This is a genomic window from Variovorax sp. GW822-FHT04E09 (assembly GCF_058800845.1).
Window position 1 is genome coordinate 269879 of the sequence record NZ_JBXAMR010000004.1, and the last position, 20095, is coordinate 289973.

The 20095-nt window shown below is 69.5% G+C and carries 18 protein-coding genes; 5 read left to right on the forward strand and 13 right to left on the reverse strand.

Annotated features, from left to right (window positions below):
• Positions 1–43: 43 nt before the first annotated feature.
• From AC1RL8_RS18275 to AC1RL8_RS18315, 9 genes are all read right to left on the reverse strand, one after another.
• Complete coding sequence (locus AC1RL8_RS18275) at positions 44–1054, reverse strand: aldo/keto reductase (protein WP_492685925.1); 1011 nt, start codon at positions 1052–1054, stop codon at positions 44–46.
• 89 nt (positions 1055–1143) lie between these two features.
• On the reverse strand, positions 1144–2694 hold the full coding sequence (locus tag AC1RL8_RS18280; RefSeq protein ID WP_492685924.1) for an alkaline phosphatase D family protein: 1551 nt from the start codon (positions 2692–2694) through the stop codon (positions 1144–1146).
• Positions 2695–2730: 36 nt separating this feature from the next.
• Positions 2731–3987: an MFS transporter gene (locus AC1RL8_RS18285; RefSeq protein ID WP_492685923.1), complete on the reverse strand. Its 1257-nt coding sequence runs from the start codon at positions 3985–3987 to the stop codon at positions 2731–2733.
• Between the two features lie 109 nt (positions 3988–4096).
• The gene (urtE, locus tag AC1RL8_RS18290) at positions 4097–4789 is read right to left on the reverse strand and encodes an urea ABC transporter ATP-binding subunit UrtE (protein WP_062472198.1); all 693 of its coding nucleotides are present in this window, start codon (positions 4787–4789) and stop codon (positions 4097–4099) included.
• A gap of 263 nt (positions 4790–5052) precedes the next feature.
• Positions 5053–5931, reverse strand: coding sequence for an urea ABC transporter ATP-binding protein UrtD (gene urtD / locus AC1RL8_RS18295; protein WP_095744117.1), 879 nt, complete (start codon positions 5929–5931; stop codon positions 5053–5055).
• Positions 5928–7151, reverse strand: coding sequence for an urea ABC transporter permease subunit UrtC (gene urtC / locus AC1RL8_RS18300; protein ID WP_492685922.1), 1224 nt, complete (start codon positions 7149–7151; stop codon positions 5928–5930). Before urtC ends, urtD begins: the two co-directional genes overlap by 4 nt.
• Entirely contained in the window at positions 7148–8695 is a 1548-nt protein-coding gene (gene urtB, locus AC1RL8_RS18305) for an urea ABC transporter permease subunit UrtB (protein WP_492685921.1), read from the reverse strand. The genes urtC and urtB overlap by 4 nt, the downstream gene beginning before the upstream one ends.
• A 184-nt stretch (positions 8696–8879) precedes the next feature.
• Positions 8880–10148 (reverse strand): urea ABC transporter substrate-binding protein, encoded by a 1269-nt coding sequence (gene urtA, locus AC1RL8_RS18310; RefSeq protein ID WP_013543023.1) that lies wholly within the window; start codon positions 10146–10148, stop codon positions 8880–8882.
• 117 nt (positions 10149–10265) lie between these two features.
• On the reverse strand, positions 10266–10589 hold the full coding sequence (locus AC1RL8_RS18315; protein WP_492685920.1) for a nucleotide pyrophosphohydrolase: 324 nt from the start codon (positions 10587–10589) through the stop codon (positions 10266–10268).
• Here AC1RL8_RS18315 and AC1RL8_RS18320 point away from each other — a divergent pair.
• Together AC1RL8_RS18320 and AC1RL8_RS18325 are read left to right on the forward strand one after the other, a co-directional pair.
• Positions 10572–11267 (forward strand): nucleotidyltransferase domain-containing protein, encoded by a 696-nt coding sequence (locus AC1RL8_RS18320; protein ID WP_492685919.1) that lies wholly within the window; start codon positions 10572–10574, stop codon positions 11265–11267. The two genes, AC1RL8_RS18315 and AC1RL8_RS18320, sit on opposite strands and share 18 nt — an antisense overlap.
• Positions 11251–11679, forward strand: coding sequence for a hypothetical protein (locus tag AC1RL8_RS18325; RefSeq protein ID WP_492685918.1), 429 nt, complete (start codon positions 11251–11253; stop codon positions 11677–11679). Before AC1RL8_RS18320 ends, AC1RL8_RS18325 begins: the two co-directional genes overlap by 17 nt.
• Here the strand turns inward: AC1RL8_RS18325 and AC1RL8_RS18330 are convergent.
• From AC1RL8_RS18330 to ppk2, 3 genes are all read right to left on the reverse strand, one after another.
• On the reverse strand, positions 11628–13121 hold the full coding sequence (locus tag AC1RL8_RS18330; RefSeq protein ID WP_492685917.1) for an MFS transporter: 1494 nt from the start codon (positions 13119–13121) through the stop codon (positions 11628–11630). The genes AC1RL8_RS18325 and AC1RL8_RS18330 overlap by 52 nt on opposite strands.
• A 72-nt stretch (positions 13122–13193) precedes the next feature.
• On the reverse strand, positions 13194–14228 hold the full coding sequence (locus AC1RL8_RS18335; protein ID WP_070061595.1) for an extracellular catalytic domain type 1 short-chain-length polyhydroxyalkanoate depolymerase: 1035 nt from the start codon (positions 14226–14228) through the stop codon (positions 13194–13196).
• A gap of 49 nt (positions 14229–14277) precedes the next feature.
• Positions 14278–15204, reverse strand: coding sequence for a polyphosphate kinase 2 (gene ppk2 / locus AC1RL8_RS18340; RefSeq protein WP_492685916.1), 927 nt, complete (start codon positions 15202–15204; stop codon positions 14278–14280).
• 194 nt (positions 15205–15398) lie between these two features.
• On the opposite strand from ppk2, the gene AC1RL8_RS18345 reads away from it, so the two are divergent.
• Positions 15399–16433 (forward strand): transporter, encoded by a 1035-nt coding sequence (locus tag AC1RL8_RS18345; RefSeq protein ID WP_492685915.1) that lies wholly within the window; start codon positions 15399–15401, stop codon positions 16431–16433.
• 37 nt (positions 16434–16470) lie between these two features.
• On the opposite strand, the gene AC1RL8_RS18350 is transcribed toward AC1RL8_RS18345, so the two are convergent.
• The gene (locus AC1RL8_RS18350; protein WP_492685914.1) at positions 16471–17415 is read right to left on the reverse strand and encodes a LysR family transcriptional regulator; all 945 of its coding nucleotides are present in this window, start codon (positions 17413–17415) and stop codon (positions 16471–16473) included.
• Between the two features lie 107 nt (positions 17416–17522).
• Between AC1RL8_RS18350 and AC1RL8_RS18355 the strand changes: the two genes are divergently transcribed.
• Positions 17523–18509, forward strand: a complete 987-nt coding sequence (locus tag AC1RL8_RS18355) for a Bug family tripartite tricarboxylate transporter substrate binding protein (RefSeq protein WP_492685913.1) — start codon at positions 17523–17525, stop codon at positions 18507–18509.
• 9 nt (positions 18510–18518) lie between these two features.
• A complete protein-coding gene (locus AC1RL8_RS18360; protein WP_492685912.1) occupies positions 18519–20093 on the forward strand; it encodes a GMC family oxidoreductase in 1575 nt (524 codons plus the stop codon).
• The last annotated feature ends 2 nt before the right edge of the window (positions 20094–20095 follow it).

Below are 20095 nucleotides of genomic sequence, written 5' to 3' on the forward strand. Positions count from 1 at the left end.
GTACTGCGCGCAGGCCATCCGGGGCGCCCGCACGCCCGTTCGCTCAGCGGGGCGCGTCGCCCTTGCGGTACTCGGCGGTGAGCGCGTCGAGCTTCTGCTTGAGCGCCGGGTCGAGCACGTAGCTGGCGGCGGCCACGGTGGCGTCGAGCTGTTCGGGGCGGCTGGCGCCCAGCAGCGGCGCGGTGATGAGCGGGTTGGCCATGACCCACGCCACGGCCAGCGTGGCCAGCGGCACGCCGGCTTCCTCGGCCAGCGCGTGCAGCTGGGTGACGGTGTCGAAGCTGCGGTCGTTCCAGTAGCGGTCCTGGTACATGCCGCCGGCGGTGCCGAGGGTGAAGCGGGTGTTTTCCTCGGGCTTGGCACCGGGCTTGTACTTGCCGGTGAGCAGGCCGCCGGCCAGCGGGTTGTAGGGAATCACGCCCAGGCCCTCTTCGGCCGCGAGCGGCAGCAGTTCGCGCTCGATCTCGCGGAACAGCAGGCTGTAGCGCGGCTGCACCGACACGAAGCGCGTGAACCGGTGCAGCTCGGCCTTGCCCAGCGCGCGGGCCAGGCGGTAGGCCAGGAAGTTCGACACGCCGATATAGCGCGCGCGGCCCGACTTGACGATGACGTCGAGCGCCTCGAGGCTTTCTTCGAGCGGCGTCTCGCGGTCGTCCATGTGCAGCTGGTACAGGTCGACGTGGTCGGTCTTCAGCCGCTTGAGCGAGAGGTCGATGGCGTCGAGCAGGTGCTTGCGCGAGGCGCCCTGGTCCCAGGGGTTGGGGCCGACCTTGTTGACGGCCTTGGTGGCGACCACGAAGCGGCGGCGGCCGGCGGGGCCCTGCTTGTCGAGCCAGTTGCCGATGATCTCTTCGGTGCGGCCGGTGGTCTCGATGGTGCCGCCCAGCGGGTACACGTCGGCGGTATCGAGGAAGTTGATGCCGGCGTCGGCGGCCTTGTCCAGGATCTGGTGCGACACAGCCTCGTCGGTCTGCAGGCCGAAGGTCATGGTGCCCAGGGCCAGGCGGGACACGGTGAGGCCGGTACGGCCCAGGCGGGTGGTGGGGATGCTCATGCAGGCTCGCTCCGAGAAGGTGAGAGAGGGAGGGAAAGAGGCGGCGGCCATCATAGGCACGGCCGCGCATTCCTGCAGGCGCTGGAGATTCAGGTGGATTCGAGGTGCACGCCGGGCGCGCCGCGTTCGACCGAGAAGCGGGCCATGGCCGCCACGGCGGAGTCGGCGTTCTTCTCGTCGTCCACCGCGCGGAACTCGACGGCGCAGCCGCGCGCATCGAGCGTCATGAGGCCGTAGCCGCGCTTGTCGGCACGCCCATAGCGCAGGTGTTCGTTCTTCGCACGCATGTGGGCCACGCTGGCGACGCTGGGCCCTTCGGAGGTGATGGCGCCGCCGACGAACTCGGTCGCGACGACGGGCCCTTGCGGCTCGCGGCGCAGGTCGGCGGCCCAGAAGGCGTGCACGTCGCCGCCGAGCACCAGCGCATCGCCGCCGCGCGACGGGTTGGCGGCCAGCGCGTCGAGCAGGCGCGTGCGCGCGGCGGCGTAGCCGTCCCAGCCGTCCATCCAGTAGCCGTGGCCGGAGCCGCGCTGGCGGTCGGCTTCGGCGAGCAAGGTGGGTTGGGCGATGACGGTCCAGCGCGCCGGCGGCGTTGCGAGTTCGTTCGCGAGCCAGGCCTCCTGCTGCATGCCGAGCAGGCTGCGCTCCGGGGCCAGCCGGTCGGCACAGTCGACCAGCGGCTTGGTGCTGCGGCCCGGGAGGCAGGCGTGGTGCGAGCGGTACTGGCGGCCGTCGAGCAGCATCACGTCGAGCATGCGGCCGAAGCGGTGACGGCCATAGATGGTCGCGCCCGCGCCGCGCGGGCGCATGGAGGCGGGCACGGGCATGTGCTCGTACCAGGCTTGGTAGGCAGCGGCGCGGATCGCGAGGAACTGCGCCGGGTCGGGCGTGCGCGGCGAGACGTCGTCGGTGTAGTCGTTGGCGACCTCGTGGTCGTCCCAGGTCACGAGCCAGGGAAAGGCGGCGTGCGCGGCCTGGAGGTGCGGATCGGTCTTGTAGAGCGCGTAGCGGTTGCGAAAGCCGGCCAGGTCGGTGGGAATGCCGGCCTCGTGCCGGCGCACGTTGTGCGAGCCGCGCGAGCTTTCGTAGATGTAGTCGCCCAAGTGCACGACGAAGTCGAGCGGCTGCGCGGCCATGTCGCGGTAGGCGGCGTAGTAGCCCTCCTCGTACTGCTGGCACGAGGCGAAGGCGAAGCGCAGCGGCTGCACGGCGGCGTCATCGTCGGCCGGCGCGGTGCGCGTGCGGCCGACGGGGCTGCGCACGCCGGCGGCGATGAAGCGGTACCAATACGGGCGGCCCGGTCGCAGCCCTTGCACTTCGACGTGCACCGCGTGCGCGAGTTCGGCTTCGGCGTTGGTCGTGCCGCGCGCGACGGTGCGGCGAAAGCGCTCGTCCTCGGCCACCTCCCACTGCACGGCGACCGGCGCATCGCCCATGCCGCCGCCTTGCAGCGGCTCAGGCGCGAGCCGCGTCCACAGCACCATGCCGTCGGGCCGCGGTGCACCCGAGGCAACACCCAGCGTGAACGGGTCGCGCGCCGCCGCGGGCTGGGCACGCAGGTGCAGAAAGGGATGGCCGAGCGCGGCGGCGGCGAGGCCGGTGTGCAGCAGGCGTCGGCGGGTGAAGGATGGGGGTGTCATCGGCATGCAGCGCGATGATGCCCCGATCGGCGAGCCTCAGCCCACCGACCCTTCGCAAACCACAGCCACCGGCCGCCGCGCATCCGCACGCGCGCTCGCGACCGCCCAGGCAAAGATGCCCACGCCCGCCAGCGCCAGCAGCGCGCCGACCCAGCCGGTCGAGGTCCAGCCCAGGCCGGCCGCAATGGCGACGCCGCCGAGCCAGGCGCCGAGGGCGTTGGCCATGTTGAAGGCCGAGTGGTTGAGCGCGGCGGCGAGCGTTTGCGCGTCGCCGGCCACGTCCATCAGGCGGATCTGCAGGGCCGGGCCGATGGCGACGGTGGTGCCGATCAGGAAGACGGTGAAGGCCGCCGTCACGACGTGGTGCGCGGCGAAGGTGAAGCTGGCGAGCACGAGCGCCGCGTAGACGAGCACGCCGCCGATGGTGCGCATGAGCGACTTGTCGGCCAGCCGCGAGCCCACGAGGTTGCCGGTGACCATGCCCAGGCCAAACAGCGCGAGCACGAAGGGCACGCCGCCCAGCGGCAGGCCGGCCACTTCGATCAGCGTGGGCTTGATGTAGCTGAACACGGCGAACATGCCGCCGAAGCCGATGGCGCCGATGCCCAGCGTGAACCACACCTGCTTGCGCTTGAGCGCGCCGAGTTCGCGCCACGGGCTGGCGCCGGCAGCGGGTGCGATATCGGGCACGTCGTGGCGCAGCAGCACCACGGCGACGAGCGCGATGACGCCCACGAACACGAAGGCCGCGCGCCAGCCGAACAGCTGGCCCAGCCACGCCGCGATGGGCACGCCGACCAGCGTGGCGCCGGTGAGCCCCAGCATCACGAGGCCGACGGCGCGCGCGCGGCGCCCCGGTGGCGCGAGCGTGGCGGCCACGAGCGCGGCCACGCCGAAGTAGGTGCCGTGCGGCAGGCCGGTGGCAAAGCGCAGCAGGTTGAGCGACAGGTAGCCGGGCGCCATCGCGCTGGCGAAGTTGCCAGCCGCGAACACGGCCATCAGCGCGATCAGCAGCGCGCGTCGGCCCCAGCCGGCGGCCAGCACCGCGAGCACGGGCGCGCCGATGACCACGCCCAGCGCGTAGGCGCTGATGACGTGGCCGGCCTGCGGGATGGTGACGGCGATGTCTTTCGCGACCTCGGGCAGCAGGCCCATGATGACGAACTCGCCGGTGCCGATGGCAAAGCCGCCGACGCCGAGCGCGAGCACCGCGCGCAGGAACTGGGCGGACGAGACGGACGGTGCAATGGCGGTGGTTTCCGCGCCTTCGCGGGCGGACGGTGAGGCGTTCAAGGCCGGGCTCCTGGGGGGTGCCCGGCGGACGCGGGCAAGGCCCGATTCTAGGGTAAACCCTTAAATTGTGAAGATCCTCTCGTGCGCCGCGTCGGTACCGTCTTGCAATTCAGATGGCAACCAACTGCCGCACGCCCTGCGCTTCCATGTCCTTGCCCAGGCCGCGCGCAATGACTTCGCCGCGCTCCATCACGAGGTAGTCGTCGGCCAGCTCCTGCGCGAAGTCGTAGTACTGCTCGCACAGCACGATGGCCATGTCGCCGCGGTCGGCGAGCATGCGGATGACGCGGCCGATGTCCTTGATGATGCTGGGCTGGATGCCCTCGGTGGGCTCGTCGAGGATCAGCAGCTTGGGCTTGGGCGCGAGGGCGCGCGCAATCGCCAGTTGCTGTTGCTGCCCGCCCGAGAGGTCGCCGCCTCTTCGGTTGATCATCTGCTTGAGCACCGGGAACAGCTCGAACAGCTCCGCAGGAATCGGCGTGCCGCCGCTCTTGTAGGCCAGGCCCATGCGCAGGTTCTCTTCCACCGTGAGCCGCGCGAAGATCTCGCGGCCCTGCGGGACGAAGCCGATGCCGGCCCTGGCCCTGTCGTAGGGCGTGGCCTTGTGGATCGGCTTGCCTTCGAGTTCGATGCTGCCGCTCTTGATGGGCACGAGGCCCATGAGCGACTTCAACAGCGTGGTCTTGCCTACGCCGTTGCGGCCGAGCAGGACCGTGACCTTGCCGAGTGTCGCCTCGAAGCTCACATCTCTGAGGATGTGGGAGCCGCCGTAGTACTGGTGGATGTTCTTGACTGTCAGCATGGTGGGATGCCTTCCTTGGTCTTTATCGGGGGCGCCCGGTGCGCGGCACGGCGCGGTCGGCCCCACTGTGCCGGCCCTTCGGGCTGCCCTGCGGTGCTCGCGTTTCGCGGGGTCTCGCAGAACTCGCTGCGCTCAAACAGCTGCGAGCCCTGATCCGCGAAACGCTGTGCTCCTCGGCGGCACAGAGGGGCCGCCCACGCCGCACCGCACACCGGGCGCTGGTCGTGGCGTTGATGCCGGCGGCTCTGGCCGCGGCGACAAGTTCACCGGCCAAGGTAGACCTCGATCACGCGTTCGTCGGCCTGCACTTCGTCGAGCGTTCCCTGCGCGAGCACCGAGCCATCGCACAGCACGGTGACGATCTCGGAGATGGTGCGGATGAAGCTCATGTCGTGCTCCACCACCATCAGCGAGTGCTTGCCCTTGAGTGTGAGGAACAGCTCGGCGGTGCGAGCGGTTTCCTCGTCGGTCATGCCGGCCACGGGCTCGTCGAGCAGCAGCAGCTTCGGGTCCTGCATCAGCAGCATGCCGATCTCGAGCCACTGCTTCTGGCCGTGGCTGAGGTTGCCGGCCAGACGCGACACGCTGTCGGCCAGGTGAATCGTCTCCAGCACTTCGGCCAGGCGGTCGCTCTGCGCCGAGTCGAGCCTGAACAGCATCGAGGCGCGCACGCCCTTGTCGGTCTTGAGCGCCAGCTCGAGGTTCTCGAACACGGTGAGGTGCTCGAACACCGTCGGCTTCTGGAACTTGCGGCCGATGCCCAGCTGCGCAATGTCGGCCTCGCGGTGGCGCAGGAGGTCGATGGTGCTGCCGAAGAACACAGTGCCCGAATCGGGCCGGGTCTTGCCGGTGATGATGTCCATCATCGTGGTCTTGCCCGCGCCGTTGGGGCCGATGATGCAGCGCAGCTCGCCCGGCGCGATGTCGAGCGAGAGCTTGTTGATGGCCTTGAAGCCGTCGAAGCTCACACTCACGTCTTCGAGGTACAGGATGCGGCCGTGGGTGATGTCGACCTCGCCCGGCGTGGCGATGCGGCTGAAGCCTGCGGTGCGGCCACCCGATTCGGTCTGGCCCGTGGCGGCGTGCAGGCCGGCTGCGCGTGCGGCGCGCTCGGCGCCGGCTTCCATCAGGTCGGGCGTCATGCGCGGGCTCCCTTCACATCGGCGGCCAGAGGTGCCTGCACGGTCGCTTCAGGCTCGGCATGCGAGGCGGCGGGCTCGCGCCGCGCTTTCTTCGCGGCCGGCGGCTCAGCCTTCTGCATCTTCTCGCGCGACAACCACTTGCGCACCAACCCCACGATGCCGTTCGGCAGGAACAGCGTGACAGCAATGAACAACGCACCCAGGAAGTACAGCCAGTACTCGGGGTAGGCCACCGTGAGCCAGCTCTTGGCGCCGTTGACGATGAAGGCGCCAATGATCGGCCCGATCAGCGTGGCGCGCCCGCCGACTGCGGCCCACACCGCGATCTCGATGGAGTTGGCCGCGCTCATCTCGCCCGGGTTGATGATGCCCACCTGCGGCACGTACAGCGCGCCGGCCACGCCGCACATCACGGCGGAGATGACCCAGATCGTGAGCTTGTACGGCAGCGGGTTGTAGCCCGAGAACATGACGCGCGTTTCGGCATCGCGAATGGCCTGCAGCACGCGGCCGAACTTGCTGCCGATGAGCCACTTGGCAAAGAGGAAGAAGCCCAGCAGCGTGAGGCCGGTGAGCGCGAAGAGCGTCATGCGCATCTCCTGCGTGGCGATCGGGATGTTCAGGATGCGCTTGAAGTCGGTGAAGCCGTTGTTGCCGCCGAAGCCCGTCTCGTTGCGGAAGAACAGCAGCATCGCCGCGAAGGTCATGGCCTGCGTGATGATCGAGAAATACACGCCCTTGATGCGCGAGCGGAAGGCGAAGAAGCCGAACACGAAGGCGATGAGGCCGGGCACCGCCACGATGAGCAGCAGCGTCATGCCGAAGCTGCCGCTGAAAGTCCAGTGCCAGGGCAGTTCCTTCCAGTCGAGGAACACCATGAAGTCGGGCAGGTCGCTCTTGTAGTTGCCGTCGCGGCCGATCTGGCGCATGAGGTACATGCCCATCATGTAGCCACCCAGCGCGAAGAACAGGCCGTGGCCGAGCGACAGGATGCCGGTGTAGCCCCAGATCAGGTCCATGGCCAGCGCGCAGATGGCGTAGCACATGATCTTGCCGACCAGCGCCACGGCGTAGTCGCTCATGTGCAGCGGGCTGTCGGCCGGCACCCACATGTTGAGCACGGGCGCCACAGCGCACACCACGATGAGCGCGACGAAGAAGGCCGTCCAGCCCTTGCCGCTCAGCAGCGGCCCCTTGGTTGGCAATGTGACCTTGCTCATGCCTCTGCGCTCCGGCCCTTCATCGCGAAGATGCCTTGCGGGCGCTTCTGGATGAAGATGATGATGAAGACAAGCACCGCGATCTTCGCGAGCACCGCGCCCGCCCAGCCTTCGATGAACTTGTTGAGAATGCCCAGCCCCAGCGCCGCATACACGGTGCCCGCGAGCTGGCCGACGCCGCCCATCACGACCACCATGAAGCTGTCGACGATGTAGCTCTGGCCCAGGTCAGGACCGACGTTGCCGATCTGGCTCAGCGCGCAGCCCGCCAGGCCCGCGATGCCGGAGCCGAGCGCGAAGGCGTAGGTGTCGATGCGCGCGGTGTTCACGCCCATGCACGAGGCGATCGGTCGGTTCTGCGTGACGCCGCGCACGAACAGGCCCAGGCGCGTCTTGCCGATGAGCCAGCCCATCGCAAGCAACACCAGAGCGGCAAAGACGATGATGCAGATGCGGTTCCACGGCAGCGTGACGTTGCTGAGCATGGTGAAACCGCCACTCATCCAGCCGGGGTTTTCGACGCCGACGTTCTGTGCGCCGAAGAGCGATCGCACGAGCTGCTGCAGCATCAGGCTGATGCCCCAGGTGGCGAGCAGCGTCTCAAGCGGACGGCCGTAGAGGAAGCGGATCACGCCGCGCTCGAGCACCGCGCCCACGAGCGCCGAGGCGAGGAAGGACACGGGAATCGCGGCCACCAGGTACCAGCCGAACGCCGCCTCGGGCATGTACTTCTGGAAGATGCCCTGCATCACGTAGGTGGCGTAGGCGCCGATCATCATCAGCTCGCCGTGCGCCATGTTGATGACGCCCATGAGGCCGTAGGTGATGGCCAGGCCGAGCGCGGCGAGCAGCAGCACCGAGCCCAGGCTGATGCCGCTGAACACGGCGTTGATGCGGTCGCCCCAGACCAGCGCGCCGTCGATGTTGGCGATCGATGCGGTGATGGCCGCCTTGACGTCGGCCTCGGTTTCGTCGGCCAGGCGTTGGTTGAGCAGCAGCTTGGTGTCGGGGTTGCGGTTGTTGCCCAGCTCCTTGGCCGCGGCCAGGCGCTTGGCCTTGTCGGCGCTCGTGAGCATGCTGGCGGCACGCACCAGCTCGAGCTGCGCCTTGATCTTGGGGTTGGTCTCGGCGGCCAGCGCCTTCTCGACCATGGGAATGCGCGACTCGTCGGGCTCCTTGAAGAGCGCCTGCGCAGCTTCGGCGCGCACCGCGTCGTCGGTGCTCGTGAGCTTGAGTGCGGCCTGTGCGGCATCGAGTGCGCCGCGCATGAGGTTGTTGTTGACGACGTCCTCGGCGGTGTCGGGCACCTTCAGCTCGGAGCCGGTGACGGGGTCGAAGCCCTTGTCGTCCTTCATCACGAAGACCTTGTCTTCGGTGTACTTCACGGCGTCGTCGGACATCGCCTGGATGAACGCGGCGGTCTTGTCGTCGGCAGTGAGGACGGCCTTGTTGAGTGCGGCGATGCGGGCTTCGGACTCGCCGGAGGCGATGGCCCGGGCTTCGTCGGCGGTCAGCGCGTGGGCGGCCGACGCTGCGAGGAGCATGGCGGCGAATGCGCAGTGAAGGGTTCGTCGAAGCATCATGAAACTGGAAGTTGGGGTTGGCCCCTTCCCCTTCCGGGGGAAGGTTGGGATGGGGGCACGCGGCGCTCATTCAGGCGCTGCGACCTGATCGACCGCCGTCAGCCCCCACCCCTGCCCTCCCCCAGCGGGGGAGGGAGAAACACACTTACATCGACTTGCCGGCCGGGTAATCGGGCTTCTTGTCGTTGCCTTCGATGTACGGGCTCCACGGCTTGGCCTTGACCGGGCCCGGCGTCTTCCACACCACGCTGAACTGGCCGTCGGCCTTGATCTCGCCGATGAACACGCTCTTGTGCAGGTGATGGTTCTTCTCGTCCATCTTCGAGACGATGCCCGACGGCGCCGTGAAGGTCTGGCCGGCCATGGCGGCGATCACCTTGTCGGTGTCGGTCGACTTGGCCTTCTCCACCGCCTGCTTCCACATGTGGATGCCGATCCAGGTGGCTTCCATCGGGTCGTTGGTGAGCGGCTTGTCCTTGTGGCCGGCGATGTTCTTGGCCTTGGCGTAGTCGCTCCACTGCTTGATGAACGCTGTGTTGGTCGGGTTCTTGATCGACATGAAGTAGTTCCATGCCGCGAGGTGGCCCACGAGCGGCTTGGTGTCCACGCCGCGCAGTTCTTCCTCGCCCACCGAGAAGGCGACCACCGGCACGTCCTTGGCCTTCAGGCCGGCGTTGCCCAGTTCCTTGTAGAAGGGCACGTTGGAGTCGCCGTTGATGGTCGACACCACCGCCGTCTTGCCGCCGGCCGAGAACTTCTTGATGTCGGCGACGATGGTCTGGTAGTCGCTGTGCCCGAAGGGGGTGTACTTCTCGTCGATATCCTTGTCGGCCACGCCCTTGCTCTTGAGGTAGGCGCGCAGGATCTTGTTGGTGGTGCGGGGGTACACGTAGTCGGTGCCCAGCAGCACCCAGCGCTTGGCGCCGCCGCCTTCCTTGCTCATGAGGTAGTCGACGGCCGGAATGGCTTGCTGGTTGGGCGCGGCGCCCGTGTAGAACACGTTCTTCGAGAGCTCTTCGCCTTCGTACTGCACGGGGTAGAACAAGAGGCCGTTCATTTCCTCGACCACCGGCAGCACCGACTTGCGCGACACCGAGGTCCAGCAGCCGAAGATCACCGAGACCTTGTCCTGGCCGAGCAGCTGCTTGGTTTTTTCAGCGAACAGCGGCCAGTTGGAGGCCGGGTCGACCACCACGGGCTCCAGCTGCTTGCCCAGCACGCCGCCCTTCTTGTTGATGTCGTCGATGGCCATCAGCACCGTGTCTTTCAACACGGTTTCCGAGATGGCCATCGTGCCCGACAGCGAGTGCAGCACGCCGACCTTGATGGTGTCGGCAGCGAATGCGGGGGCAGCAGAAATGCTGGCCAGCGCGACGGCGGCGGTGAGCGCCTTGAGGGTGAAACGACGTTGCATGTGGACTCCTGCTCCGGGTGGGTTGAACCTTGTCGACAGCGCGGGGCTGGCGATGGAGAGGAGTCTGCGGAACGCACCACAAAGGGGAAATACGCCGGGTGGCGTACACGGAGGTACTCAGGCGGGCGGCGGGGCCGGGTACTTCACGGCGTTGGCGAGCATCTTGTGCTTCGCCGCCTCGACCGGGTCGATGCCGAGCTTGTCGGCCAGCTGCAGCAGGTAGAGCAGGACGTCCGCGATCTCGGTGCCGATCTGCGCGCGCTGGTCTGCGGGCAGCGCCCGGCTTTGCGCTTCGGTGAGCCACTGGAAATGCTCGAGCAGCTCCGCCGCTTCGACCGACAGCGCGGCGGCGAGGTTCTTGGGGGAGTGAAATTGCTCCCAGTCGCGGGCTTGTGCGAAGTCGCGCAAGGCCTGGGTCAGCGATTGCAGGTCATCGGCCATGGCATTCCTGTAGGGTTGGAGAAACCCATTTTGGGCATTAACATACCCAAAATGGGTAAATTGAAATCACCGGCACCGGTTGTCGAGAAGTCCGCCAGCCTGGCGGACGCCTTGTTCACGACCACGCAGCAACGCGTGCTGGGCTGTCTCTTCGGGCAGCCGGACCGGAGCTTCTTTTCCAGTGAATTGATCAAGCTTACCGGTGCGGGCTCGGGCGCAGTGCAGCGAGAACTCCAGCAGCTGACCGACAGCGGGCTGCTCACGACGTCGCGTGTCGGCAACCAGAAACACTACCGCGCGAACGCGGACGCACCGATCTTCGAGGAGCTGTGCAGCATCGTGCGCAAGACCTTCGGGCTCGCGGGCCCGCTGCGCGATGCACTGGCGCCCGTGGCCGACAAGATCGACGCGGCCTTCGTCTTCGGCTCGGTGGCCAAGAAGAGCGACACCGCCGCCAGCGACATCGACCTGCTGCTGATCAGTGAAGAACTTGCCTATTCGGACCTCTTTCTCGCCCTCGACGCCGTCTCTGCGCGCCTCGGCCGTACAGTGAACCCGACCCTGTTCACGAGGAAAGAACTGATGCGAAAGCTCAAGGACGGCGAATCTTTCGTCACGCGCGTCATGGCACAGCCCAAGCTCTGGGTGATCGGCGACGCGCATGCCCTCCCCGCTTGACAACCTGTGCGGCCCGACGAAACCGCTGACGGCCGAAGCACCCGATGCGCGCGAATTCGCGGGCTTGCTTCGCTCCGGGCTGGCGCGCCTGGCCGATGCGCAGGTCGCCCAGCTCTCGCTGGAAAGCCGCTTCGACCTGGCTTACAACGCGGCACATGCCTTGTGCCTCGCGGCGCTGCGATGGCATGGCTATCGATCGGGCAACCGCTTCATCGTCTTCCAAGTGCTGCCGCACACCCTGGCATTGGGGCCGGAAGTCTGGCGCGTGCTGGCCAAGGGGCACGAGATTCGCAATCTCGGTGAATACGAAGGCGACATGAACATCGACGAACGCATCGTTCGCGACCTCATCGTCGCCTGTCAGCGCGTGGCCTCGGCGCTGTCCGGTTTGCCCCCGCCTGCCGCCACCTGACGCTGTCGCACGCCTGTGCGATGCAGCACGGCCACCAGCAAGGCCGTGCCCATCAGGTAGAGCAGCGCGACGCCGAGCGCGCTCGCATGGCCTGCGGCGTCGGCGCCGTGCCCCAGTTGCCCATAGAACAGGATCCCCACCAACGCCACCCCCAGCGCATTGCCCGCCTGCTGCACCATCGACAGCACGCCCGACGCCACGCCCGCGTGCTGCGGCGGCAGGCCGGCCAGCACGGTGGACACCAGCGGCGCCATCACCATGCCGAGCCCCGCGCCCTGCACGAACAGCAGCGGCACCATCCACGCCACGACATGCGTGTGCCCCGGCCAGCCGGCCACGTTGGCGCACTGCAACGCATGCCCCGCCGCGAGCACGAGGGCGCCGAGCGCGATCGGTGGCGTGCCGCCGAAGCGGCGGGCGATGCGGGCGCCGGCCATCGAGGTCGCGAAGAAGCCCACGGCCAGCGCCGTGAAAACGATGCCCGAGTGGAGCGCACCCAGCCCCATCCCCTGCTGTAGGTACAGCGCGAGCACGAAGTAGAACGAGGCGTTGCCCGCATAGAAGGCCAGCGTGGTGAGCAGCCCGGTCACGAAGCGGCGGTTGGCGAGCAGCACCGGCGCCACCAGCGGCGCACCGCCGCGTGCCGCGAGGCCGCGCTGCTGCCCGGCGAAGAGGCCCCACAGCGGCACCGCGGCGGCCAGGCACAGCCAGCTCCACAACGGCCAGCCCTGCTGGCGCCCTTCGACCAGCGGCAGCACCACGGCCACCGAACCGGCCGCGACCAGCGCCATGCCGGCGAGGTCGAGCCGGCTGTCGCCGCGGCCCTGCGCCAGCGGCGGCACCACGCGCGGCGCGAGCACGAGCGCCAGCAGGCCGATGGGCACGTTGATGAGAAAGCAGCTGCGCCAGCCGAGCCCCGCAAGGTCGGCATGGATCAGCGCGCCGCCCACCAGCTGCCCCAGCGTGGCCGCCAGGCCCAGCGTGAGGCCGTAGGCCGCGAAGGCGCGTGTCCGGTCTTCGCCCGCGTAGGCCAGGCCGATCATCGCGAGCACCTGCGGCTGCAGCAGCGCACCGGCCAGGCCCTGCAGCAGGCGCGCGGCCACGAGCAGCCCGGCGTTCGGTGCCACGCCGCAGGCGGCCGAGGCGAGCGTGAACAGCAGCAGGCCGAGCATGAACATGCGGCGCCGGCCGAACAGGTCGCCCAGCCGCCCGCCCGTGACCAGCCCCGCGGCGGTGGCCAGGCCGTAGCCCGCCACCACCAGCTGCAGCGTGCCCGCGCTGGCCTGCAGGTCGTGCTGCATCGATGGCAGCGCGACATTGACGATGAAGAAATCGAGCACCACCAGGAAGGTGCCACTGAGCATGACCCACAGGCCCAGCCGGCCCGGTGTGGCGGACGTGATCGATGGGGCAGAAAAAGCGGCAGGGTTCGACGAGGTCATGGCCCCCACTGTCGGCACCGGCCGGTATCGCGGCAATGACCTGCGAGGTCATGCGCGCAGGGCGCCGCGCGCTCAGCGCTTGTCGAACTGCGCGGACGCAAAGGCCCACGTCATGCGCGTGGCGTCGGGCCCGAGCGGGTCGCTGAACAGCTGCCCCCGCGACCCGCCGCTCCACGAGTGGCCGAGCCCCGCGATCTCGCACAGCGTGACCAGCGTGCGGCCCTGGCGCTTGAAGTCGGTCACGCGCATGGCGCGGCGCTGGCCGCGTTGCAGGTCGCGCGCCATGCCGGCGTGCGCGCCCACGGCGGTGGCCCAGACGGCCGCGCTGCTCATGGCGTTGCTGGGCGCCACCACGGCGTCGGCGTCGCCGTGCAGCACCAGCATCGGCGGCAGCGTCGTGAAGACGGCCGCCGCGCCCATGGCCTTGCCGACCGCGGTGACGGGCATCGGCGGCACGTGCTGTCCGCGCATGGCGCCGAGCGCGGTGGCCGATGACTTCGCGGCGCCGGGCGCCACGCCCGAGTGCATGACCACTGCGCGAAAACGGTTCGGGTAGCGCGTGGCCAGCAGCGCCGCCATGCTTGCGCCCGCCGACAGGCCGGCCACGGCCACACGGTCGCGGTCGACGGGGTACAGCATGCAGGCCTGGTCGACGGCGGCCATCAGCGTGGCGGCCTCGGCGTCGGCCTTGCCGGAGCGGCGCTCGTACCAGTTCCAGCAACCCTGCGGATGGGCGATGCGGTCCTGCTCGGGGTAGAGCACGAGAAAGCGCTGGCGCACGGCGAGCGCGTTCATGCGCGTGCTGGCCGCGAAGTCGCGACCGGTCTGGCCGCAGCCGTGCAGCATGACCATGAGCGGGAGCTTCTCGCCGGGCTGCAGCACCAGGTCGGCCGGACGGAACAGGTGATAGCCGCGCGCCCCGCCCGCGCCCATCGCCATGCCGCTGATCCAGTCGCCCTTGCCGGGCGGCGGCTTGAGCCGCTTGGCGGTCGCGCGTTGCACCTGGCCGGCCACGCGCTTGCCGTTGCTCAGCGTGAGCTTGGTGAGCGCCTTCAGGTTGCGCTCATAGGCGCGGGCGAAAAAAGAAGCGGTGGAGCGACGGGCCATGGCGCAGTGTGCAGGCAAAGCGCCGGGCGGCCAAACGGCCGCGAAGCCTTCAGTAGATTTCCGGGACGATCATGCTGGCAGGGACGGGTTGGCGCAGGTAGTCGTCATGCCGCTCGCGCGCCGGCAGCTCGACCGGCGCGTGCGCCACTTCCTGGTACGGCAACTGGCCCAGCAGGTGGCTGATGCAGTTCAGGCGCGCCTTCTTCTTGTCGACGGCCTGCACCACCCACCACGGCGCCTCGGGGATGTGGGTGCGCTCCAGCATGATCTCTTTCGCCTTGGTGTATTCCTCCCAGCGGCGGCGGCTTTCGAGGTCCATGGGGCTGAGCTTCCACTGCTTGAGCGGGTCGTGGATGCGGCCCAGGAAGCGCATGTGCTGCTCGTCGTCGGTGATGGAGAACCAGTACTTGATGACCTTGATGCCCGAGCGCACGAGCATCTTCTCGAACTCGGGCACGGTGCGGAAGAACTCCTCGTACTCGTCGTCGCTGCAAAAGCCCATCACGCGCTCGACGCCGGCGCGGTTGTACCAGCTGCGGTCGAACAGCACCATCTCGCCGGCGGCCGGCAGGTGCGCCACGTAGCGCTGGAAGTACCACTGCGTGCGTTCGCGGTCGTTGGGCGCGGGCAGCGCGGCCACGCGGGCCACGCGCGGGTTCAGGCGCTGGGTGATGCGCTTGATGACACCGCCCTTGCCCGCCGCGTCGCGGCCCTCGAAAAGAATGACCACCTTCTGCTTGCTGTGCTGCACCCAATCCTGCAGCTTGACCAGCTCGCCCTGCAGGCGAAAGAGTTCCTTGAAATAGGCCTGGCGCGCCGCCTTGTCGGATACGGAAGAGGCGGCCGCGGCGGGGTCGAGCCCGTCGAGGTTGCGGTCTTCGATCTCCAGTTCGAGTTCTTCGTCGTAGCTGTCGATCAGGTCGCGGGCGATGCGTTGCATCAGGTCTTCGTGGTCGGGAAGTGCGCTCGTCAGCATGATGAAAAGGGGCAAGAGTGGCGGGTAGACAAAAAGCATGCTGCACCCGCCACATGACGACGGCGTGACGGTTTTGCGGCTGTTTTCTGTAAGCCGACACGCCGTTGTCACATGACACGAACACCATCCGGGGCACGCTGGCAGCCCGCCAAACGGGCGTCTGCCTGTTCACATGTCTTTTCTGACCACGCACCTTGTCGGTATTTCATGACCTCGCCGCGCAGTCCTATGGCGGCGACGAAGCCGGGCTGATCTGCGGCTACCTGTTCGACGCTGCGGCGCCGGAACCCGCGCGGGCGATCGATTCGGCGCAGGCCGCCGCGTGGCTGGCGGATGCCGGCCATCTCGGCGACAGCAACGCCTACGTGTGGCTGCACTTCAACCTGAGCCATGCGCACGCCGAACGCTGGCTGGTGCGGCACGCCGCCCTGTCGGACACCTTCTACGAGACGCTGCACGAAGGCCTGCCTTCCACACGCATCGAGCGCGCCGACGACTCGCTGATCGCGGTCATCAACGACGTGCACTTCGAGTTCAGCTTCGAGCCCTCGGACATCTCGACGCTGTGGATCAGTGTCGGCCCGCGCCTGGTGGTCACGGCGCGCACCAAGCCGCTGCGTTCGGTCGACGCGCTGCGCACGGCCGTGAAGGCGGGCGAGGCGCCGCGCTCGAGCACCGAGCTGCTCGAGCACCTGCTGCGCGCGCAGGCCGACGTGCTGGTGAAGATCGTGCGCGGCGTCACCTCGCGCATCGACCGCATCGAGGACGAGCTGCTGGCCGGGCGCCTGGACCACAAGCGCGCGCGCCTGGGCGTGCTGCGCCGGCTGCTGGTGCGGCTGCAGCGGCTGCTGGCGCCCGAGCCGGCCGCGCTGTTCCGCCTGCTGCAGGGCCCGCCGGCCTGGATGGCCGAGCCCGACGTGCAGGAGCTGCGCGGCTCGACCGAGGAGTTCTCGGTGGTGCTGCGCGACATGCAGGCGCTGCAGGAGCGCATCAAGCTGCTGCAGGAAGAAATCGCCGCCAACGTCAACGAGGACAACAACCGCAGCCTGTTCGTGCTGACGGTGGTCACGGTGCTGGCGCTGCCGATCAACATCCTGGCCGGCCTGTTCGGCATGAACGTGGGCGGCATTCCGCTGGCGGAGCACAAGCACGGGTTCTGGATCGTGGTGGCGATCGTCGCCACCTTCACCGCCGTGGCCGCCTGGACGGCGTTTCGCAAGAAGCGCTGAGGCGCCACAGCACCCGCCCGCCCGCCCGCCCGCCCGATCAGTCCGACGACGGCAGCGGCGCAACGGCCGCGTCCTGCATGCATTGCAGGAAGACGCGCGTGGGCGTGTTCATCGCCTCGCTGCGCAGGCGGAAGGCGCACATGGGACCGCGCAGCAGTTCGCCCGGCATGGCGATGCGGCGCACGAGCCCGCGCCGCTCGAAGTCTTCGGCGTAGTGGTTGGCGGTGGCCCACAGCAGGCCCGAGCTGCGCACGAGGTGCAGCGCGAGCGGGGCCGAGTCGGCCTGGATGTCGGCCGGATGCGGCCCGCCCGGGCGGCGGTGCACCGACAGCATGCGGTCCAGCTTGGGCCGCAGCGGCGTGCGGTGCGGCGGCAGCACCCAGCGTTCGTTGGCGGCCTCGACCCAGGTCGGCGCGCGCTTGAGCGCCAGCCGGTGCCGCGGCGCCGCCACGATGCTGCTGAACTCCTCGTACAGCGGCGTGACCTCGACGCGGTTGAGGTCGACCGACCACTCCGCGTGCGCGAGCATGAGGTCGATGCGCCCGTCCTGCAGCGCGCCGTGCAGGTCCTCGATCTCCAGCGTCTGCACCATCGGGCGCACGTGGGGCAGCATCTGCGAGGCCTGCAGCAGCGCGGCCGCGAGCCGCTGCGCCGAGAACACCGGCAGCACGCCCAGGCGCAGCTCGCCGCTCACGCCCACGCGCAGGTCGCGCAGCGACTCCTCGGCCAGCATCAGCTCGCCCAGCACGCGGTCGGCGTGCCGGACCATGCTCAGCCCCGCCGCCGTGGGCGAGATGCGCTTGGTGGTGCGCTCGAACAGGCGCACCTGCAACGTGGCCTCGAGCTGGGCCAGCGTGCGCGACAGCGCCGGCTGGGTGGTGTTGAGCAGCTCGGCCGACTTGCTCAGGCTGAGCGTGCGGCCCAGCTGGCTGAGCAGCCGCAGCTGGCGCAGCGTGAGGTTTCGTTCCAGGAAGGAGGCCATGGCCATTTATATCGACAACGGTATGAGTACGCTCGGATTTCTCATTTGTCGCCCTCCCCCGGCCTGCCCAGAATCCGCCCACCGCCCTGGCACCCCGGAGACCCGCGATGACCGAACCGACGAAGCGATCCTTTTGCGCCGCCCTCATGGCCACCGCCCTGCTGGCCGGCCTGCTGCCCGCCGGCGCGGCGGCCCAGGCGTACCCGACCCGGCCCGTGCGCCTGATCGTGCCGTGGGCGCCCGGCACGCCGGCGGACGTGGCGGGCCGCGTGGTGGCCGAGCGCATGGCCGGCGGACTGGGCCAGACCGTGTTCGTCGAGAACCGGCCGGGCGCGGCCGGCACCGTGGGCCTGGGCGAGGTGCTGCGCCAGCCGGCCGACGGCTACACGGTCTACATGCTGTCGTCGGCCTCGCTGGTGGCGCCGCTGCTGTTCCCGGGCCAGTCGCTGGACCTTCTCAAGAGCCTGGAGCCGGTCGGCATGACGGCCTGGAGCTACAACGTGCTGGTGGCGCCCGCCGCCTCGGCGCTGGGCTCGCCGGGCGAACTGGAGGCCGCGGCCAAGGCCCGGCCGGGCACGCTGAGCTTCGGCTCCGGCGGCAACGGCACGCCGGCGCATCTGGCCGGCGCGCTGTTCGCCCAGCAGACCGGCAGCCAACTCACGCACGTGCCGTACAACCAGTTCCCGATGGCGGTGGGCGACCTGCTGGCCGGGCGCCTGGACACCATGTTCCTGACCGCGTCGGCGGCGCTGCCCCACATCCAGGCCGGCAAGCTGCGCGCGCTCGCGGTGACCGGCGCGCAACGCCTGCCGGCCCTGCCCGCCGTGCCCACGATGATCGAGCAGGGCTACGCGGGCTTCGAGCTGCGCTCCTTCGACGGCATGACGGTGCGCAGCGGCACGCCGCGCGAGATCGTCGAGCGGCTCGGCGACGCGCTCGCCAAGGCGCTGGCCGCCCCCGAGGTGCGCGAGCGCCTGGCCACGCTGGCGCTCGAGCCGGAGCCGATGACGCCGGCGCGCTTTCGCACCGTGCTGGCGGCCGAGTCGGACAAGTGGCTGCGCCTGGGCCGCAACGCCGGCATCAAGGCCGACTGAGCGCGCGCGATGCAGGCGGACATCGTGATCGTCGGGGGCGGCTCGGCAGGCTGCGTGCTGGCCGCCCGCCTGAGCGAAGACCCCGCGCTGCAGGTGGTGCTGGTCGAGGCGGGGCTGCCTTCGCGCAACCCGTGGCTGCGCATTCCCATCGGCTACTTCAAGACCGTGGGCCACCCCCGGCACGACTGGCGCTTCGAGACCGACCCCGAGCCGGACATGGCGCAGCGCCGCCTGCCCTGGCCGCGCGGGCGGGGGCCGGGCGGCTCCAGCCTCATCAACGGCATGCTGTACCTGCGCGGCCACCGCGCCGACTACGACCAGTGGGCCGCCCTGGGCAACCCGGGCTGGGACTGGGACAGCGTGCGCCCCTACTTCGACCGGTCGCAGCCCGCGGCCGATGGGCCGCTGTGGGTGTCCGAGCTGCCGCGCGATGCGTTGTCCGACGCCTTCATCGCCGCGGCGGCGCATGCCGGCATCGCGCCCACGGCCGACTTCAACGGCGGCGACAACAGCGGCGCCGGCTACTTCCGGATGACGACGCGCCATGGCCGGCGCATGGACACCGGGCGGGCCTTCCTGGCGCCGGCGCGGAGCCGGCCCAACCTGCGCGTGCTGTCGGGCGCGCAGGCGACCCGCGTGTGTTTCGAGGGGCGGCGCGCTGTCGGCGTGGACTGTGTGCGCGACGGCAAGGTCGAACGCGTCTCGGCGCGGCACGAGGTGATCCTCAGCGCCGGCGCCATCCAGTCGCCGCAGCTGCTGCAGCTCTCGGGCGTGGGGCCGGCCGGGCTGCTGGGCCGCCTGGGCCTGCCGGTGGTGGCGCCGCTCGAGGGCGTGGGCCGCAACCTGCAGGACCACCTGCAGGTGCGGCCCAGCTACCGCTGCCACGGCATCGAGACGCTCAACGACATCGCCCACAGCCGCTGGCGCAGCGCGCGCGAGTTCATGCGCTACCTGCTGACGCGCGGCGGCGCGCTGAACGGCGGCGTCTACCGCGCCGGCGCCTTCTTTGCGGCGGACGACGAGGCCGCGGGATGGCCCGATGCCCAGATCCACTTCGGGCTGGTGAGCTTCGAGCGGCCGCACCAGCCGCCGCATCCGTTCCCGGGCGTGACGCTGTCGGCCTGCCTGCTGCGCCCGCACAGCCGCGGCGAGATCATGCTGCGCTCGGCCGATCCGCTGGCGGCGCCGTCGATCCAGCCGCGCTACCTGTCGCACGAAGCCGACCGGGCCCTGGCCGTGCGGCTGGTGCGCAAGATGCGCGAGATCGCCGCCGCGCCGCCGCTGGCGCGCTACCTGGCGCAGGAGCACGAGCCCGGGCCCGCGCTGGCCAGCGACGCGCAGCTGCTGGACTGGGTGCGCCGCCGCGGCGGCAGCATCTTCCACCCGGTGGGCACCTGCGCCATGGGCCCCGCCGACGACGGCGCCGCGGTGGTCGATGCCCGCCTGCGGGTCCACGGGCTGCAGGGGCTGCGCGTGGTGGACGGCTCGGTGATGCCGCGGCTGGTGTCGGGCAACACGAACGCGCCGATCATCATGATCGCCGAGCGCGCCGCCGACCTCGTCAGGCACGACCTGCGCGCCTGAGC

Excerpts from the sequence above, each read along its gene's own strand:
- AC1RL8_RS18360 (WP_492685912.1), top strand. The coding sequence starts at position 18,519 with ATGCAGGCGGACATCGTGATCGTCGGGGGCGGCTCGGCAGGCTGCGTG.
- urtC (WP_492685922.1), bottom strand. The coding sequence starts at position 7,151 with ATGAGCAAGGTCACATTGCCAACCAAGGGGCCGCTGCTGAGCGGCAAG.
- urtB (WP_492685921.1), bottom strand. The coding sequence starts at position 8,695 with ATGCTCCTCGCAGCGTCGGCCGCCCACGCGCTGACCGCCGACGAAGCC.
- ppk2 (WP_492685916.1), bottom strand. The coding sequence starts at position 15,204 with ATGCTGACGAGCGCACTTCCCGACCACGAAGACCTGATGCAACGCATC.
- AC1RL8_RS18350 (WP_492685914.1), bottom strand. The coding sequence starts at position 17,415 with ATGGCCTCCTTCCTGGAACGAAACCTCACGCTGCGCCAGCTGCGGCTG.
- AC1RL8_RS18330 (WP_492685917.1), bottom strand. The coding sequence starts at position 13,121 with ATGACCTCGTCGAACCCTGCCGCTTTTTCTGCCCCATCGATCACGTCC.
- AC1RL8_RS18280 (WP_492685924.1), bottom strand. The coding sequence starts at position 2,694 with ATGACACCCCCATCCTTCACCCGCCGACGCCTGCTGCACACCGGCCTC.
- urtD (WP_095744117.1), bottom strand. The coding sequence starts at position 5,931 with ATGACGCCCGACCTGATGGAAGCCGGCGCCGAGCGCGCCGCACGCGCA.
- AC1RL8_RS18315 (WP_492685920.1), bottom strand. The coding sequence starts at position 10,589 with ATGGCCGATGACCTGCAATCGCTGACCCAGGCCTTGCGCGACTTCGCA.
- AC1RL8_RS18275 (WP_492685925.1), bottom strand. The coding sequence starts at position 1,054 with ATGAGCATCCCCACCACCCGCCTGGGCCGTACCGGCCTCACCGTGTCC.
- urtE (WP_062472198.1), bottom strand. The coding sequence starts at position 4,789 with ATGCTGACAGTCAAGAACATCCACCAGTACTACGGCGGCTCCCACATC.
- AC1RL8_RS18355 (WP_492685913.1), top strand. The coding sequence starts at position 17,523 with ATGACCGAACCGACGAAGCGATCCTTTTGCGCCGCCCTCATGGCCACC.
- AC1RL8_RS18325 (WP_492685918.1), top strand. The coding sequence starts at position 11,251 with ATGCCCTCCCCGCTTGACAACCTGTGCGGCCCGACGAAACCGCTGACG.
- urtA (WP_013543023.1), bottom strand. The coding sequence starts at position 10,148 with ATGCAACGTCGTTTCACCCTCAAGGCGCTCACCGCCGCCGTCGCGCTG.
- AC1RL8_RS18335 (WP_070061595.1), bottom strand. The coding sequence starts at position 14,228 with ATGGCCCGTCGCTCCACCGCTTCTTTTTTCGCCCGCGCCTATGAGCGC.